This window comes from Pseudomonas sp. IT-P100 (genome assembly GCF_949767185.1).
GTDB classification, from domain to species: domain Bacteria; phylum Pseudomonadota; class Gammaproteobacteria; order Pseudomonadales; family Pseudomonadaceae; genus Aquipseudomonas; species Aquipseudomonas fluorescens_B.
Map to the genome: position 1 here is coordinate 191,884 of NZ_CATKQK010000055.1, position 17,545 is coordinate 209,428.

A 17,545-nucleotide genomic window follows, 5' to 3' on the forward strand; every position below is an offset into this window, starting at 1 on the left:
CGACACTGAACGCATACATCGCCCAGGGCCCTGAGAGCATCCCAAGCCAACTAATTAAAGGCAGACAAGAAGAATGAAAGCTTACGCCGTACCTTTCGAGAAGTTCGTCAACCTGGCCGACGCCCGCCTGGGCACCAAAATCATCTCGGTCACCGATGACTGGTTCGCAGACGCCAACCGTCTGTTCCAACCGACCCCGGCCGTGTGGAAGGAGGGCGTGTTCGATGACAACGGCAAGTGGATGGACGGCTGGGAGTCGCGCCGCAAGCGCTTCGAAGGCTACGACAGCGCCGTGATCCGCCTGGGCGTGCCCGGCTCGATCAAAGGCGTGGACATCGACACTTCATTCTTCACCGGCAACTTCCCACCGTCGGCCTCCCTGGAAGCCTGCTTCCTCGCTTCGGGCGAACCGGACGAAAACACTCAGTGGACTGAAGTACTGTCGGCCGTCGAGCTCCAAGGCAACAGCCATCACTATCACGAAATCAATAACGACCAGGCCTTCAGCCACCTGCGCTTCAACATCTATCCGGATGGTGGCGTGGCCCGTCTGCGTGTGTACGGCATTCCGTTCCGCGACTGGTCCGCTGTCGGCGACAACGAGCAGGTCGACCTGGCCGCAGCCCTGAACGGTGGCCGCGCCCTCGCCTGCTCCGACGAACACTTCGGCCGCATGAGCAACATCCTCAACCCGGGCCGTGGCATCAACATGGGCGACGGCTGGGAAACCGCACGTCGCCGTACGCCGGGCAATGACTGGGTGATCGTCGCGCTGGGTCATGCCGGCGAGATCGAAAAAGTCATCGTCGACACCCTGCACTTCAAGGGCAACTACCCGGACACGTGCTCGATCCAGGGCGCGTTCGTCAAGGGTGGCACCGACAGCCAGATCGAAACCCAATCGCTGTTCTGGCGTGAACTGCTGCCGGCGCAGAAACTGGAAATGCACGCCGAACACACCTTCGCCGAGCAGATCAAGGCACTGGGCCCGATCACCCATATCCGCCTGAACGTGTTCCCGGACGGTGGTGTGAGTCGCCTGCGCGTATTGGGCAAGGTCGCTAAATAAGCGCAAACCCATCGCCAGCAGGCTGGCTCCCACATTTGGAATGCGTTCCCCTGTGGGAGCCAGCCTGCTGGCGATAGCAACAGAACCAACAACACAGAATTCGGATAAAAACAGCATGCGCACACTGACGATTGAACCGCTGACCAAAGAAGCCTTCGCCCCTTTCGGTGACGTGATCGAAACCGACGGCAGCGATCACTTCATGATCAACAACGGTTCGACCATGCGCTTTCACAAACTGGCGACGGTGGAAACCGCCACGCCAGAGGACAAGGCGATCATCAGCATTTTCCGCGCCGACGCGCAGGACATGCCGTTGACCGTCTGCATGCTGGAGCGTCACCCGCTGGGCAGCCAGGCTTTCATTCCGCTGCTCGGCAACCCCTTTCTGATCGTGGTCGCGCCACTTGGCGATGAACCTGTATCAGGCTTGGTCCGCGCCTTCGTCACCAACGGCAGGCAGGGCATTAATTACCATCGCGGCGTTTGGCACCATCCGGTGCTGACGATCGAAAAGCGGGATGACTTCCTGGTGGTTGATCGCAGTGGCACAGGCAATAACTGCGATGAGCATTTTTTCAAAGAGGATGAGCGTTTGATCCTCGCCCCCCACCAATAAGAGAAGGTCCGATCACTCGACAACAGAGTGACGGGCGAGAGGTAAAGACTGTGGAAGCACATCTGTTGGAATGGCTGAACCTGAGCGTGCGCTGGGTTCACATGATTACTGGCGTGGCCTGGATCGGTGCGTCGTTCTACTTCGTCTGGCTGGAGAACAACCTCAACCGGGTCAACCCGAAAAGCGGTCTGGCCGGTGATTTGTGGGCGATCCACGGCGGCGGTATCTACCACCTGGAAAAATACAAACTGGCCCCACCGACCATGCCGGACAACCTGCACTGGTTCAAATGGGAGGCCTACTTCACCTGGCTGTCGGGGATCGCGCTGCTGTGCGTGGTGTTCTACTCCAACCCGACGCTATACCTCTTGGCACCAGGCAGCAGCCTGACCGGCCCTGAAGGTGTTGCCCTGGGCATCGCTTCGTTGTTCGTCGGCTGGTTCGTCTACTCCTTCCTCTGCGACTCGGCCCTGGGCAAACGCCCTGCCCTGCTCGGTTTCATCCTGTTCGTGCTGATCATTGGCGCCGCCTACGGCTTCAGCAAAGTGTTCAGCGGTCGTGGTGCGTATCTGCACGTCGGCGCGATCATCGGCACCATCATGGTCGGCAACGTGTTCCGCATCATCATGCCGGCGCAACGCGCACTGGTGGCGGCGATCGCCGAGAACCGCACGCCGGATCCGGCGCTGCCGGCCAAAGGCTTGCTGCGTTCACGGCACAACAACTACTTCACCTTGCCGGTGCTGTTCATCATGATCAGCAACCACTTCCCGAGCACCTACGGCAGCCAGTACAACTGGCTGATCCTGGCCGGGATCGCGGTGCTGGCAGTGTTGGTGCGTCACTACTTCAACACCCGTCATGACAGCCACAAGTTTGCCTGGACCCTGCCCGTCGCTGCCGTGGGCATGATCTGCCTGGCTTACGTCACCGGCCCGGCGCAGATGCCGAGCGCACCGGAAGTGGCGAAGGCTCCTGGCACCATCGAGTACCAGCCGTTGCCGGAAACCGCCGTGGGCGGGGGGGCCAAACCCGCAGTCGCGAAACCTGCTGAAGCACCGGTCCAGGCGTCAAACGCCGGCCCGAGTTTCGACAAGGTGCACAGCGTGATCCAGGAACGTTGCTCGGTCTGCCACTCGGCCAAACCGACCAGCCCGCTGTTCAGTGCAGCACCGGCCGGCGTGATGTTCGACACCCCCGAGCAGATCCGCCAGAACGCGGCGCGCATCCAGGCACAAGCCGTCACCAGCCAGATCATGCCACTGGGCAACATCACCCAGATGACCCAGCAGGAACGTGACCTGATCGGCGCGTGGATTGTTCAGGGAGCTCCGACCAACTAAGCGTTGAAAAGCTTCGCGGGCGATCCGACTTGCCCGCGAATGACCGCGCCGCGGTCAACCCTGATGCACAAAATCACAAGAATAAAAAAGATCCGAGGTGTTGCATGTCCGAGCTATCCGAAGCGCGCATCCCCGACGCACCCGCCATTCAGCGTTTGCCCCTTTTGCAACTGATCCTGGTCGGTCTGCAACATGTTTTGCTGATGTACGGCGGCGCCATCGCGGTGCCGCTGATCATCGGGCAGGCCGCAGGCCTGAGTCGTGAAGAAATAGCCTTCCTGATCAATGCCGACCTGCTGGTGGCCGGCATCGCCACCATCGTCCAGTCGCTGGGCATCGGCCCGATGGGCATTCGCATGCCGGTGATGATGGGCGCCAGTTTCGCCGCGGTCGGCAGCATGGTCGCCATGGCCGGCATGCCCGGCATCGGTCTGCAGGGGATCTTCGGCGCGACCATTGCCGCCGGCTTCTTCGGCATGCTCATCGCGCCGTTCATGTCCAAAGTCGTGCGTTTCTTCCCGCCTCTGGTAACGGGCACCGTCATCACCTCGATCGGTTTGTCGCTGTTCCCCGTGGCCGTCAACTGGGCAGGCGGCGGTGCGGGTGCCGCTCAGTTCGGTTCACCGATTTACCTGGCCATCGCCGCGCTGGTGCTGGCCACCATCCTGTTGGTGCATCGTTTCATGCGCGGTTTCTGGGTCAACATTTCGGTATTGATCGGCATGTGCCTCGGTTATGCGATCTGCGGTGTGATCGGCATGGTCGACCTCAGCGGCATGGCACAGGCGCCATGGGTGCAGATCGTCACACCGCTGCATTTCGGTATGCCGAAGTTTGAACTCGCACCGATCCTGTCGATGTGCCTGGTGGTGGTGATCATCTTCGTCGAGTCCACCGGGATGTTCCTCGCACTGGGCAAAATCACCGGCCAGGACGTCTGCCCACGGATGCTGCGTCGCGGCTTGTTGTGTGATGCCGGCGCGTCGTTTTTCGCCGGGTTCTTCAACACCTTCACCCACTCCTCGTTCGCGCAGAACATCGGCCTGGTGCAGATGACCGGCGTGCGCTGCCGCTCGGTGACCATCGTTGCCGGCGGCTTGCTGATCGTGCTGAGCCTGCTGCCCAAGGCAGCGTTCCTCGTGGCCTCGATTCCGCCAGCGGTATTGGGCGGTGCAGCCATTGCGATGTTCGGCATGGTCGCCGCCACCGGAATCAAGATTCTTCAGGAAGCCGACATCGGTGACCGTCGAAACCAGTTGCTGGTGGCGGTGAGCATCGGCATGGGATTGATACCGGTGGTGCGTCCGGAGTTTTTTGCGCACCTGCCACTGTGGATGAGTCCGATCACTCACAGCGGCATCGCCATGGCGACGTTGAGCGCGCTGGCGCTGAACCTGCTGTTCAACATCCTCGGCGGCCGCGAACGCGCGGCGATCAACGACTGCCACGCGCACCCGCACTGATCGAACTCTGTGGCGAGGGGATTTATCCCCGCTGGGTCGCGAAGCGGCCCCAGCATTCTCTCAAGCAAACCGCATTCGCCTGTTTTACGGCTGCTTCGCAGCCGAACGGGGATAAATCCCCTCGCCACGAACAATAAAAACAAGAGGGAGCAACAGATGATTCGGACACAAAAAAACATGCTGTTGGCCGGCGGCCTGTTGGCCGCGAGCCAAGCCATGGCCGGCGATCTGCTGCTGTGGCAGACCAACAGCCTGAGCTATCTGTATGGCAAGGATTTCGCGGTCAACCCGTCGATCCAGCAGACGATAACTTTCGAACACGCCGACCGCTGGAAGTACGGCGACAACTTCCTGTTCGTCGACAGCACTTACTACAACGGCGAGAAAGACCGGAATAAAGGGGTGCACGCCTATTACGGCGAGTTCAGTCCACGCCTGTCTTTGGGCAAAATCCTCGACCGCCGTTTCGAATTCGGCCCGATCAAGGACGTGTTGCTGGCCATGACCTACGAGAATGGCGAAGACGACACCGAGGCCTATCTGATCGGCCCCGGTTTCGACCTCGCGGTACCGGGTTTCAACTATTTCACCTTGAACTTCTATAACCGCCAGACCGAAGGCTCGCGCCCCGGCGACGATGTCTGGCAGATCACGCCGGCCTGGTCCTACACCCTGCCAGTGGGCAATTCGAGCCTGTTGATCGACGGCTATATCGACTGGGTCGTGGATAACGACCAGAACTCACATGGCACCTACCACGCCAACCTGCACTTGAACCCACAGATCAAATATGACCTGGGGAAGTCCTTGGGCTGGCGGGAGAAACAAGTGTACGTCGGCGTCGAATACAGCTACTGGAAAGACAAATACGGCATCGAAAACAACGCCAACTTCGACACGAATGAGAACACCACCAGCCTGCTGGTGAAGGTGCACTTTTAAGATGACCCGCAACCGTGCTCCAAACCTGTCGTCGGTGCGCTGTTGCGGGGCACTTGAGACCTGGCCAAGGAGTCAGTATTCTCCGCGGCCGCCCGAATCCGCTTTAAAAAAAAGCCCGGATTTAATTCCTGACCAGAAAGCCAACTTATCCCGGCCCTGGACGGTAACAAGGCATTCCAACCCCCCTCTCAATCGACGGCTCTTGAGCCGCCGAACGGGAGTTTTTTTGCTTTTCGAAAGCCTTGGCGCAGCGCTTGCCGACAGCACTGAAGCTCACCGATTGGATGATTTTTTAACGCTACAGATAAAGGCGCCACACCAGAGCGCCGATCTTAAAAAAACAACGTGAAACACCTACTTTTGGGAGCAACCGAATGAAACGTACGTGCACTAGCCTGATGCTGGCGGGATCCTTGCTGGCCGGAGGCCAGGCCATGGCCGGCGACTTGCTGCAATGGCAGAACAACAGCCTGACCTACCTGTATGGCAAGGACTTCCAGGTCAACCCGCGCATTCAGCAGACCGTGACTTTCGAACACGCCGATGGATGGAAATACGGGGATAACTTCTTCTTCGTCGACAAGATCTTCTACAACGGCGAAAAGGATTTCAACGTCGGCCCGAACACCTATTACGGGGAATTCAGCCCACGTATTTCCCTGGGCAAGGTCCTGGACCAGAAGATAGGGTTCGGTCCGGTCAAAGACGTGCTGCTGGCCATGACCTACGAGTTCGGTGAAGGCGATACCGAGTCCTACCTGATCGGTCCGGGTTTCGACCTGGCGATCCCGGGCTTCGATTACTTCCAGCTGAACTTCTACAACCGTCAGACCGAAGGCCCACGCGCCGGGGATAACGTCTGGCAGATCACCCCGGTCTGGTCCTACACCATTCCCGTGGGTGACTCGAACATCCTGATCGACGGTTTCATGGACTGGGTGGTCGACAACGATTCGAACTCAAAAGGCGACTACCACGCCAACCTGCACTTTAATCCGCAGGTTAAGTACGACTTGGGTAAAGCACTGAACATTGGCGAGAAGCAGTTGTATGTGGGGGTGGAATACGACTACTGGAAAAACAAGTACGGAATTGAAGACAGCCAGTACTTCAAGACTGATCAGAGCACGACGAGTTTCTTGGTGAAGTTTCACTTCTGATCAAAACTGATTAATAGATATCGCCCGGCAGCCAAGATACCGGGCGAACATCTTCGACGTCGCCGACCTTAGTAGTAAGCGCTTAGAAGCCGCTTCGATGAATTCCCTAAGCGTTGCTCAAAAACATCAAAATCAATAGGTTCTCCCGTACGCATATCGAAGACATTGTCCGGTAAAACGATCGTTGACCCAAAAGTTCCATTACCCACCGCTATCTTCGGAGGGGTCACTTCTTTCATTGAAACCTTTACATAGCTTTGCTTCTGCCCCTCAAGCAATACATCCAATAGTTCTACGGACATAATTTCAAACGCTGCACCGGGATTTGCCAGTGACTCAGATTCATAGAAAGGATAACCGCTTCGCGGGGATAAAGGAGATATGGGCTTAGGACTAAAATGCTGATTGACTTCAAAAATCACAGAAGTCTCGTCAAACTTACGACTTTCATCATTTGAGTGAAATCCCGCAAATTCTGCGGCAACGATAGGATTTTCGGTAAAAGAGGCGAAATCAGTATTGATCAATATATTCCCGACCCCCAATCGACCTTGCCTGAAAAAAGCACCCGACGTCCCTCTGCGCCCTGATCCCCCCCGATACAGTGTTACATCACCGGTGTGAGGAAGCGCGCTAACTATATCAGCCAAGTCATAAACGCGAGATACATTGTCGCTTGCTACGCGAGCATCTTTAGGAAAATAACTCTCGGAATACTCTCTCTCTTCCCCTAACCTTAGGTAGTCATTGACAAAGTACCCTGAGTCCGCGGCATAAGCCTCCAGATAAGTACGCTCATGCTTATCCGGAACTATATTTGACTCCTTTAGCAAAGTTGTCTGTCGTGCACTTACAGCCGCCCCTTTAGTTTCCCTTGCTTTTTCATGATTGCTTACAAGAAGAAGATCATTAAAATCTGTCCCCGACAAACCATCCACGTCCTTGAGCGTCAGCGGGTTATTTAAGACATATCCAAATAAATTCAAACCGTTTACAAACCAGGCAGGATCTGGACTCACCCACCGCTGCAACCACGGTGCGCAGTACCGATACCCATAATAATAAAGCCCCGTCGCATCCCGCTCTTTACCCGAATAACGAATCGTCTTGTACTTGCCTTCCGTCTCGCTTGCCCCCGCCCACAACGCCGTCCCGCCAAACGCGTAATAAACCTCCCGACTCAGCACGCCACCCTGTTCATCCAACTCCAGCGTGCTGGAATTCAGGTGATTGCTCAGGCAAAACCGCAGCTGGTAATCAGGAACATCGCGAGGCAACTTCGTAACCCAGTGCAAGGCTCGAACCTGACTGCGCCCGGTTTCGACACTCACGACGTGCCGTTCTTCGCCAGTCGCCGAATCACGATAAATTTCCAGCCCCGGCAAGTAGAGAACTTCCGCCCGCAACGTACGACTCGCAGCCTGGGTCAGTCGGACCTTTCGCAGTCGATGCCCGGGACTGTCGTAGCAATAACATTCGGTATCGTCAGGGCCGTCGCCACGCCTGACCAGCGTGACCCGGCTTAACTGATTGCGAATGTCCCAACCCATCTTTTGGCCGCGCAACAACGCCAGTTGATTGCCATTGGCGTCGAAGCCGTCGACCAGATTGGCTTTATCCGCAACACTGCGATTGCTGTCTGGCGAGGTAAACATCTCGAAGGTTTCTGCACCGCTGTGATGGCGGGTTTGCAGATTACCTGCTGCGTCGTAGTTGAAGGTCTGGATGTAATTGCGCAACTGGCTGGGATCCAGCGGCGGGGTTTGCCACGACGGCAACGCTGGGCCGTAGCTCGGCTGACTGACTTCGCTGCCGGTGGCTTCGATCAGTTGGTGAAGGCTGTCGTAGGTGTAGCTACAGACCGGATCGATTCGCTGATTGTTGAAATGACGCGTCAGTTGAGCCTTGTCTTCGATGCTGGTGATGTTGCCCATCGGATCATATGCATAATTAAAATCCTGAAGCGGCTTGCCCTCGACATTGCAAGATTGCAATTGCAGGAGGCGCCCGTCTTCACCTGCGTAACGGGCGGTGGTGGTGACGCCATTTCCAGCGCATTCGCTGACGACCCCGCCCAAGGCGTCGTAGCGGATCTCACTGACCAGCAAACGCGGCTCTTCCAAGGGCCCTGCCAGCTTCAGTCGGGCCTCACGTAATTGCCCTGCCCGGTCGTAAGTGAACGATCTGACGTTATCCATGGCATCAGTCTGACTTCGCATCTCCCCCAAAGGACCGTACAGCTGCGTCGTCTCGAACACTTCGTCTTCCAGTCCGGCATCGGCGAACGCGGACGACCAATCCGTCGGCTCCAGATCGCGCAGGAAACGCATTCGCTCCGACAGCAGCAAACCACCCACTCCGTATTCGCAGAGGCGCCGACTGCCGGCCGGGTGGTCATGGCAGATCAGTTGTCCGCATTGGTTATGAACGGCGAACTCGTCATCGGCAGCACCATAGGTGAACCGATCAGATACCCGCGGCAGCTCGTCTGCCATCTGCTCAGTAACAGTTATTGCACGCTGAAGCTGATCGAATTCAGTGTGACGTTGACCGCCGCGACCATCCCAGGACGAGCAAACCGCATCCGCCTGATTAAACAAACTCAGTCGCCAACCGGCATCGACGCTGTCCACCAACAATGGCCGGCCCTGCAAATCGAATCCGGATTGAAGATTGGGTTTGGGTGCTGTTAACCACAGCCGTGGGTCCCAGGCAGCGAATGGCCGCCCGGCAGGATCGAAGTGGTTACGGGTAATGCGCGTATCAATCGATGTGTTCAGCGGATGACGACAATAAGCGACATTTCGCACCGCCAACACGCGCGGGTCCGTCACCGTCACTGTTGGCGTGTGAGCATCGATCCATTGCGCAGCAGCCATCTTGCAACCCTCTGCCGGAGGGCTTCAATCTGATCGTAGAGGCAAGTAAATGTCTACTGTCACAACTGACAGCTCAAGCGACTTCAGGCACCGTTAGCCCAAGAAACCGACTCAACTCATCCCGCTTGGCCAATGCATCCCGCCGCCCCAGATCAATCAACTCGCTGCAATACCCCGCCTCGAACAGCAAGTAACTCAACACCCCCGCCCCGCTGGTCTTGGTCGCCCCCGGCCCGCGCAGGAACAGACGCAACGCCGCCGGTAACTCCTGACGGTGACGCGCAGCAATTTCATCAATCGGCTGGCTCGGCGAAATCACCAACACCTCCACCGGCGCTACGCCGAGCGCACGGGTCGGCGTGCCATCGGGCATCAGGTGACTGAACTGGTTCAGGCGCTGCAGCAACTCGATGTCGCTTTCCAGGCTGTCAATGAACGTACTGTTGAGCATGTGCCCGCCGATCTGCGCGAGCGTCGGTTGCTGGCCGGTGTAGGCGCGTTGCAGCGGTTGCTCGGGGTCAACGCCGCGTGGGTTGCCGCTGACGCCCACCACCAGCACGCGATTGGCGCCCAGGTGCAGGGCCGGGCTGATCGGCGCGGATTGGCGTACCGCGCCGTCGCCGAAATATTCTTCGCCGATTTTCACCGGGGCAAACAGTAATGGGATGGCGGAGCTGGCGAGCAAATGGTCGACGGTCAATTGCGTCGGCACGCCGATTCGTCGATGACGCAACCAGGCGTCGATGGTGCCCCCGCCCTCATAGAACGTCACGGCTTGTCCGGATTCATAGCCAAACGCGGTGACCGCGACGGCCTGCAACTGCTTGTGCGCAATGGCTTCGGCGATGCCGGTCATTTGCAGTTTGTCGTTGAGCAACCCGCGCAGCGGCGAGCTGTTGAGCAAGGCCACCGGCACCTGAGCGCCGATGCCGAGCAAACTGTGGCTGACAAACCGACTGGCCTGATGAATCACCCCCGGCCAATCGCTGCGCAACACCAGGTGACTGCGGAAACCCTGCCAGAAGGCTGTCAGACGCTCAATCGCGCCCCGGAAATCCATCGCGCCGCTGGCCAGACTGACGGCGTTGATCGCCCCGGCCGAGGTGCCGACGATTACCGGGAACGGATTGTCTGCCCCCAGCGGCAGCAGTTCGGCAATCGCCGCCAATACGCCGACCTGATAAGCCGCCCGAGCCCCGCCGCCGGAAAGAATCAACCCTGTAACCGGTTCAGCAGGACTCATCGCAACGCTCCATGGTGCTTGATGGGATAGGGGTTCAACCGCGTTTTGCGTACAGCTTGGGCTCGCCCGGCGGACGGCTCTTGAAGCGGCGATGGGCCCAGAGGTATTGCTCCGGGCAGTCGCGCAGCACGCCTTCGATCCATTGGTTGATCCGCAGGCAATCGGCTTCTTCGGTCTCGCCGGGGAAACCCTCGAGCGGCGCATGGATCACCAGTCGATAACCGCTGCCGTCCGCCAGACGCTCCTGGGTGAACGGCACCACCAGCGCCTTGCCCAGCCGCGCAAATTTGCTGGTGGCGGTGACGGTCGCCGCCTGAATGCCGAACAGTGGCACGAAGATGCTTTGCTTGGCGCCGTAGTCCTGATCCGGTGCGTACCAGATCGCACGGCCGGCCCGCAGCAACTTGAGCATGCCGCGCACGTCTTCGCGCTCCACGGCCAGCGAATCGAGGTTATGCCGTTCGCGGCCACAGCGCTGGATGTAATCGAACAACGGATTCTTGTGCTCGCGGTACATGCCATCAATGGTGTGCTGCTGACCGAGCAATGCCGCGCCGATTTCCAGCGTGGTGAAATGCACCGCCATCAGAATCACGCCCTTGCCGTCGCGCTGGGCTTTCTTCAGATGTTCCAGCCCTTCGACGTGGGCCAGTTTCGCCAGACGCTCCCGGGACCACCACCAGCTCATGGCCATTTCAAAGAAAGCGATGCCGGTGGAGGCAAAGTTTTCCTTGAGCAGGCGTTTGCGCTCGGCAGCAGACTTTTCCGGGAAGCAAAGTTCCAGATTGCGCCTGGCAATGCGCCGTCGGTCGCCCGCCGCGCGATACATCAATGCGCCGAGGGCGCGGCCGATTGACAGCAACGCCGGATACGGCAATTGAACAATCAGCCACAACAGCCCCAGCCCACACCACAGCGGCCAGAAACGCGGCATAAGAAATGTTTTTCGAAAACGCGGGCGATCCATTAAAGCTTCCGGAAAGACGATGGCCGCGCATTCTACATCGTTCGACCCGGCTTGCGGCTGGCGAGCGTTCTCGTTATAAGTCTCGGCACTTTTAGTGACAAGCCGTTGTATGCCGACCATGAGCCAAACCGACCTGCTAGACCAAGATCCCGTGTTCCAGTTGAAGGGCAGCATGCTCGCCATTACGGTGCTGGAGCTGGCCCGCAACGACCTCGAGAGCCTCGATCGGCAACTGGCCGCCAAGGTCGCCCAGGCGCCTGGCTTCTTCAGCAACGCACCGTTGGTACTGGCGCTGGACAAGCTTCCGGCCAGCGAAGGCGCGGTCGATCTGCCAGGCCTGATGCGCGTCTGTCGCCAGCACGGTCTGCGTACGTTGGCGATCCGCGCCAGCCGTATCGAAGACATCGCTGCCGCCATCGCGGTCGACCTGCCGGTGCTGCCACCGTCCGGCGCCCGCGAGCGGCCGCTGGACCCGCTTGAAGGGGCCGTTGCGAAAAAACCGGAAAAACCGCCGGAACCGACGATCAAACCGACGAAAATCATCACTTCGCCCGTGCGCGGCGGCCAGCAGATTTATGCACAGGGTTGCGACCTCGTCGTAATCTCGTCGGTCAGCCCGGGGGCGGAACTTCTCGCCGACGGGAACATCCATGTATACGGCCCGATGCGCGGTCGCGTACTGGCCGGGGTCAAAGGCGACACGAAAGCCAGGATTTTCTGTCAGCAAATGAGCGCTGAACTGGTCTCCATCGCAGGCCACTACAAGGTTTCGGAGGATCTGCGGCGCGACCCTTTATGGGGTGCCGGCGTACAGGTCAGCCTGTCGGGCGATGTGTTGAACATCATTCGGCTTTAACGGATACTGCCGCATTTTCCAAGCATCTCTAAAACGTAGCGAATACGGCTCAAACGAAGTAGGAAAAAGGCCAAAAGCAGTGTTTATCGAAGGTAAGCGCCGTTCTGGACCGGATTCCAGCCAAGGCTGTCCGACTGCAGTAGTTTTTCTAGAGATGTTTTTCAGGGGCTAAATGTCCTTTTTCCTTAGGGGTGAAACACCTTGGCCAAGATTCTCGTGGTTACATCCGGCAAGGGTGGTGTGGGTAAGACCACCACCAGTGCTGCTATCGGTACCGGCCTCGCACTGCGCGGTCACAAAACAGTTATCGTCGACTTCGACGTCGGCTTGCGTAACCTCGACCTGATCATGGGTTGCGAGCGTCGCGTCGTGTACGACTTCGTCAACGTGGTCAACGGCGAAGCCAACCTGCAACAGGCCCTGATCAAAGACAAACGCCTGGAAAACCTCTACGTACTGGCCGCCAGTCAGACCCGCGACAAAGACGCGCTGACCGTCGAAGGCGTGGAAAAAGTCCTGATGGCGTTGAAGGAAGACTTCGAATTCGTGGTCTGCGACTCCCCGGCCGGCATCGAGAAAGGTGCTCACCTGGCCATGTACTTCGCCGATGAAGCGATTGTCGTGACCAACCCGGAAGTCTCCTCGGTTCGTGACTCGGACCGCATGCTGGGCCTGTTGGCCAGCAAGTCGCGTCGCGCTGAAAACGGCGAAGAGCCGATCAAGGAACACTTGCTGCTGACCCGTTACAACCCGCAACGCGTCAGCGACGGCGAAATGCTCGGCGTCGAAGACGTCAAGGAAATTCTCGCCGTGACCCTGCTGGGTGTGATCCCTGAGTCCCAAGCGGTACTCAAGGCGTCCAACTCCGGCGTGCCGGTGATCCTCGACGACCAGAGCGACGCCGGTCAGGCGTACAGCGATGCCGTTGAACGCCTGCTGGGTAAAACCGTGGAGCATCGGTTTCTCGATGTGACGAAGAAAGGATTCTTTGAGCGTCTGTTTGGAGGCCGGTAATGAACATTTTTGACTTCTTTCGTGCTAACAAGAAGCCAAGTACCGCCTCGGTAGCGAAAGAGCGTCTACAGATCATCGTGGCGCATGAACGCGGCCAACGCAGTACGCCGGACTACCTGCCCGCCTTGCAGAAGGAATTGGTCGAGGTGATCCGCAAGTACGTCAATATCGGGTCCGATGACGTGCACGTCGCCTTGGAAAACCAGGGTAGCTGCTCGATTCTGGAACTCAATATCACCCTGCCAGATCGCTGAGTCGATCCGGCAGGAGCCACGGCGACTCAGGCCCCCTCTGCCAATGGAGGGGGCCTGAGTCGCCGTTGGCGTTTGTTACGAGGCTGTTTTAATGCCGCTGTCCAACATCCGTATCATCCATCAGGACGCCGCCGTACTGGTGGTGGATAAACCGACCCTGTTGCTGTCCGTCCCCGGCCGGGCCGATGACAACAAGGATTGCCTGATCACCCGCCTGCAAGAAAACGGCTACCCGGAAGCCCGCATCGTCCATCGCCTGGACTGGGAAACGTCCGGCATCATTCTGCTGGCCCGTGACCCGGACACCCATCGCGAACTGTCTCGGCAATTTCACGACCGCGAAACCGAGAAGGCCTACACAGCCCTGTGCTGGGGTCAACCGGAGCTGGACAGCGGTAGCATCGATCTGCCGTTGCGCTACGATCCGCCGACCAAACCGCGCCACGTGGTGGACCACGAGTTCGGCAAAAACGCCCTGACGTTCTGGCGCGTACTCGAACGTTGCGGCGACTGGTGCCGGGTCGAACTGACACCAATCACCGGCCGCTCCCATCAGTTGCGCGTGCACATGCTCTCCATCGGCCATCCGCTGCTGGGCGACGGCCTCTATGCCCATGAGCAGGCGCTGGCCGCCTGGCCACGGCTGTGCCTGCATGCGAGCATGCTCAGCTTTACTCACCCGCAGAGCGGCGAACGCTTGCGCTTCGAGTGCCCGGCACCGTTTTAAGCGCAGGCTGACAGGCAGTCGCCCGTTTTAGCAAAAGGATTTTATCCCGATGAGTTGTACTGTTTCCCCTGCAGCACCTGTCAAGAAAACCCGACATCAACTGCTTTATCTGATCTACGGCAATCAGGATGTTTACCGACGCGAAGCCAAATTCAGTATTTTGACTGCGCTGTCCCATTCGAAAAACGGCAAGCTTCCGAGCATCAGAATCCTCACCGACCGCCCCGAGGACTACGCCGGCTGGCCGGTTGAAACCGTCATGCTGACCCAGGAAACACTGACCCTGTGGCAGGGTGAAAACGGCTACCACCATCGCCGCAAGGCCTGCGCCATGGCGGAAGGCCTCAAGCTCGCGGAAAAAACCCTGTTCGTCGACACTGACACGCTGTTCACCAGCGACCCGAACCAGATCTTCAATCAGATCAAGCCCGGGCACTACCTGATGGATCGCCTCGAATACTGCTGGCGGGATGTCTGCAAACGCGACGAATACGTGAAGCTCGGCGAATACCTGCGCACTCACGGCATCACCGCAGACGACGGTTTCAAGCTGTACAACAGCGGACTCTGCGGCCTGACCGACCGCGACGCGCCCCTGCTGGCAGCGTCGATCGAATTCATCGACGAATGGACCCGTGACAGCTTCGATATTCACACGATCGAGCAAATCGCCCTGTCGTTCGCGATGCGCGACAAGCCGGTGCGCGAAGCGAGAAAGTACATCTACCACTACTTCGCGGAAAAACGCTTTTTCCATGGGATGCAGGCGTTTTTCTTTGCACAGCATGGGGAGGCGTTCAGCCCCGAGCTGGTGGAGTGGTGCCGCGATGTACCACGGGTCAAGCCGTACCCGTCCGCCTGGCAGCGACTGAAAATCAAATGGAAGCTGCGCAACCATAAAGGTGCGCTGAAAAAGATCGGTCGCGACCTGCTATATGGAAGCGCTGCACCCGATCACCCCTACTACACGGCATGCCGACACGAATGGTGGGAATCCGCCTCGCGGGAAATTTTTCGCTGGGACGAAGCCCGTCGGGAGGCACTCTTGGGTACTCATCACAAGGGCTGGCCGAAACAATTGCCCAAACCGGACAAGCCTGAAGACGAGCAGATCATCATGTCCTACCTGAAAAAACGGGTCGCAGCAGCGGGTTGACGACTGTGGCGAACGTCACGCCCAAAGCCCCAAGCCAATACGTTAAACTGGCGCCATTGCTGTCTGGAGCTACTTATGCGCGAAGAGTTGAACCAAGGCCTGATCGATTTCCTCAAGGCCTCCCCTACCCCGTTCCATGCCACCGCCAGCCTTGTTCAGCGTCTGGAAGCGGCGGGTTATCAGCGTCTCGATGAACGCGAGCCCTGGTCCACCGAGGCCAACGGCCGTTACTACGTCACCCGCAATGACTCTTCGATCGTCGCCATCAAGATGGGCCGTCATTCAGCGCTGCACGGCGGCATTCGCCTGGTCGGCGCCCACACCGACAGCCCGTGCCTGCGGGTCAAACCCCAGCCGGAACTGCAACGCCAGGGTTTCTGGCAACTGGGCGTCGAAGTCTACGGCGGCGCGCTGCTCGCCCCCTGGTTCGACCGCGACCTTTCCCTGGCCGGCCGCGTGACCTTCCGCCGCGACGGCAAGGTCGAGAGCCAGCTGATCGACTTCAAGGCACCGATTGCGATCATTCCGAACCTGGCCATTCACCTCAATCGTGAAGCCAACATGGGTTGGGCCATCAACGCCCAGACCGAGCTGCCGCCGATCCTTGCGCAGTTTGCCGGCGATGAGCGTGTGGACTTCCGCGCCGTGCTCACCAACCAGCTGGCGCTGGAGCATGGCTTGAACGCCGACGTGGTGCTCGATTACGAGCTGAGTTTCTATGACACCCAAAGCGCGGCGGTCATCGGCCTGCATGGCGATTTCATTGCCGGCGCGCGCCTGGACAACCTGCTGTCGTGCTACGCCGGCCTGCAGGCCTTGCTGACGGCTGAAACCGACGAAACCTGCGTGCTGGTCTGCAATGACCACGAAGAAGTCGGTTCCTGCTCCGCGTGCGGCGCCGACGGCCCGATGCTTGAGCAGACCCTGCGTCGCCTGCTGCCTGATGGTGATGAATTCGTACGCACCATTCAGAAGTCCCTGCTGGTCTCGGCCGACAACGCCCACGGCGTGCACCCCAACTACGCCGACAAGCACGACGCCAACCACGGCCCGAAACTCAACGCCGGCCCGGTGATCAAGGTCAACAGCAACCAGCGTTACGCCACCAACAGCGAAACCGCCGGGTTCTTCCGCCATCTGTGCATGGCCGAGGAAGTGCCGGTGCAAAGCTTCGTGGTACGCAGCGACATGGGCTGTGGCTCGACCATCGGTCCGATCACCGCCAGCCACCTGGGCGTGCGCACCGTGGACATCGGCTTGCCGACGTTCGCCATGCACTCGATCCGCGAGTTGTGCGGCAGCCACGACCTGGCGCACCTGGTGAAAGTGCTGAGCGCGTTTTACGCCTGCCAGGAATTGCCGTAATCACCAAGCAAAGGAAATCTGCAGAGAATCCTCTGTGGCGAGGGAGCTTGCTCCCGCTCGACTGCCAAGCAGTCGCAAAACCGACGAATGCGGTCTGCCAGGAAGAACGCGATGGCTGGTGTTGGGGCTGCTCCGCAGCCCAGCGGGAGCACGCTCCCTCGCCACAATAATCCCGCGGTTCTCGCGGCTCATTCTGATACACATCACTACCGACCACCCAAAACCCACCTAGACTTGAAATACCCCCTTAGACAAGGCAGTCGCCCATGATCTCGATGTCTTCATTCCACGCCATGCTGATCCCGATTCTTGCCGGGATGATCCTGCTGGCCATCGGCTTCAATTTCCGTGACAAGAATGTCGGCGTGTTCGCGATGTGGATCGGCATGCTGACCATCCTCGCCACCGTCGTCTTCAAGATCCTCGCCAAACTCAACGAATAAATCCTCGCCCCTCGCTCGCATTGATTTTGGCGGGCTCGTACACTC

General features: G+C 58.7%; 16 protein-coding genes. 13 read left to right on the top strand and 3 right to left on the bottom strand.

Annotation, left to right across the window (positions count from 1 at the left end; translation table 11 throughout):
* Positions 1-73 precede the first annotated feature (73 nt).
* From alc to ACM6IQ_RS24855, 6 genes are all read left to right on the top strand, one after another.
* Positions 74-1,069 (top strand): allantoicase, encoded by a 996-nt coding sequence (gene alc, locus ACM6IQ_RS24830; protein ID WP_017339775.1) that lies wholly within the window; start codon positions 74-76, stop codon positions 1,067-1,069.
* Between the two features lie 115 nt (positions 1,070-1,184).
* Positions 1,185-1,688 carry an ureidoglycolate lyase gene (locus ACM6IQ_RS24835; protein WP_007898831.1) on the top strand — a complete coding sequence of 168 codons (504 nt, stop codon included), beginning with the start codon at positions 1,185-1,187 and terminating at the stop codon, positions 1,686-1,688.
* 50 nt (positions 1,689-1,738) lie between these two features.
* Positions 1,739-3,031: a urate hydroxylase PuuD gene (locus ACM6IQ_RS24840; protein ID WP_414880087.1), complete on the top strand. Its 1,293-nt coding sequence runs from the start codon at positions 1,739-1,741 to the stop codon at positions 3,029-3,031.
* Between the two features lie 104 nt (positions 3,032-3,135).
* Positions 3,136-4,494, top strand: coding sequence for a nucleobase:cation symporter-2 family protein (locus ACM6IQ_RS24845; protein WP_414880088.1), 1,359 nt, complete (start codon positions 3,136-3,138; stop codon positions 4,492-4,494).
* 156 nt (positions 4,495-4,650) lie between these two features.
* Positions 4,651-5,436, top strand: a complete 786-nt coding sequence (locus ACM6IQ_RS24850; RefSeq protein ID WP_414880089.1) for an outer membrane protein OmpK — start codon at positions 4,651-4,653, stop codon at positions 5,434-5,436.
* Between the two features lie 374 nt (positions 5,437-5,810).
* Positions 5,811-6,596 carry an outer membrane protein OmpK gene (locus ACM6IQ_RS24855; protein ID WP_017339779.1) on the top strand — a complete coding sequence of 262 codons (786 nt, stop codon included), beginning with the start codon at positions 5,811-5,813 and terminating at the stop codon, positions 6,594-6,596.
* A 68-nt stretch (positions 6,597-6,664) separates the two neighbouring features.
* Here the strand turns inward: ACM6IQ_RS24855 and ACM6IQ_RS24860 are convergent, their stop codons facing one another.
* The 3 genes from ACM6IQ_RS24860 to ACM6IQ_RS24870 form a co-directional block, all read right to left on the bottom strand.
* The gene (locus ACM6IQ_RS24860; protein WP_414880090.1) at positions 6,665-9,475 is read right to left on the bottom strand and encodes an RHS repeat domain-containing protein; all 2,811 of its coding nucleotides are present in this window, start codon (positions 9,473-9,475) and stop codon (positions 6,665-6,667) included.
* Positions 9,476-9,548: 73 nt separating this feature from the next.
* Entirely contained in the window at positions 9,549-10,718 is a 1,170-nt protein-coding gene (locus ACM6IQ_RS24865) for a patatin-like phospholipase family protein (RefSeq protein ID WP_414880091.1), read from the bottom strand.
* A gap of 34 nt (positions 10,719-10,752) precedes the next feature.
* On the bottom strand, positions 10,753-11,685 hold the full coding sequence (locus ACM6IQ_RS24870; protein WP_017339783.1) for a lipid A biosynthesis lauroyl acyltransferase: 933 nt from the start codon (positions 11,683-11,685) through the stop codon (positions 10,753-10,755).
* Between the two features lie 118 nt (positions 11,686-11,803).
* Between ACM6IQ_RS24870 and minC the strand changes: the two genes are divergently transcribed.
* The 7 genes from minC (at position 11,804) to ACM6IQ_RS24905 (ending at position 17,500) form a co-directional block, all read left to right on the top strand.
* A complete protein-coding gene (gene minC / locus ACM6IQ_RS24875) occupies positions 11,804-12,541 on the top strand; it encodes a septum site-determining protein MinC (RefSeq protein WP_031319033.1) in 738 nt (245 codons plus the stop codon).
* Positions 12,542-12,742: 201 nt separating this feature from the next.
* On the top strand, positions 12,743-13,555 hold the full coding sequence (gene minD, locus ACM6IQ_RS24880) for a septum site-determining protein MinD (RefSeq protein ID WP_017339785.1): 813 nt from the start codon (positions 12,743-12,745) through the stop codon (positions 13,553-13,555).
* A complete protein-coding gene (gene minE, locus ACM6IQ_RS24885) occupies positions 13,555-13,809 on the top strand; it encodes a cell division topological specificity factor MinE (protein WP_007944431.1) in 255 nt (84 codons plus the stop codon). The genes minD and minE overlap by 1 nt, the downstream gene beginning before the upstream one ends.
* Before the next feature lie 91 nt (positions 13,810-13,900).
* Entirely contained in the window at positions 13,901-14,536 is a 636-nt protein-coding gene (locus ACM6IQ_RS24890) for an RluA family pseudouridine synthase (RefSeq protein WP_017339786.1), read from the top strand.
* Positions 14,537-14,585: 49 nt separating this feature from the next.
* Positions 14,586-15,692, top strand: a complete 1,107-nt coding sequence (locus ACM6IQ_RS24895; RefSeq protein WP_414880092.1) for a hypothetical protein — start codon at positions 14,586-14,588, stop codon at positions 15,690-15,692.
* Between the two features lie 75 nt (positions 15,693-15,767).
* Positions 15,768-17,057 (top strand): M18 family aminopeptidase, encoded by a 1,290-nt coding sequence (locus ACM6IQ_RS24900; RefSeq protein WP_017339788.1) that lies wholly within the window; start codon positions 15,768-15,770, stop codon positions 17,055-17,057.
* A 266-nt stretch (positions 17,058-17,323) separates the two neighbouring features.
* Entirely contained in the window at positions 17,324-17,500 is a 177-nt protein-coding gene (locus ACM6IQ_RS24905; RefSeq protein WP_017339789.1) for a hypothetical protein, read from the top strand.
* The last annotated feature ends 45 nt before the right edge of the window (positions 17,501-17,545 follow it).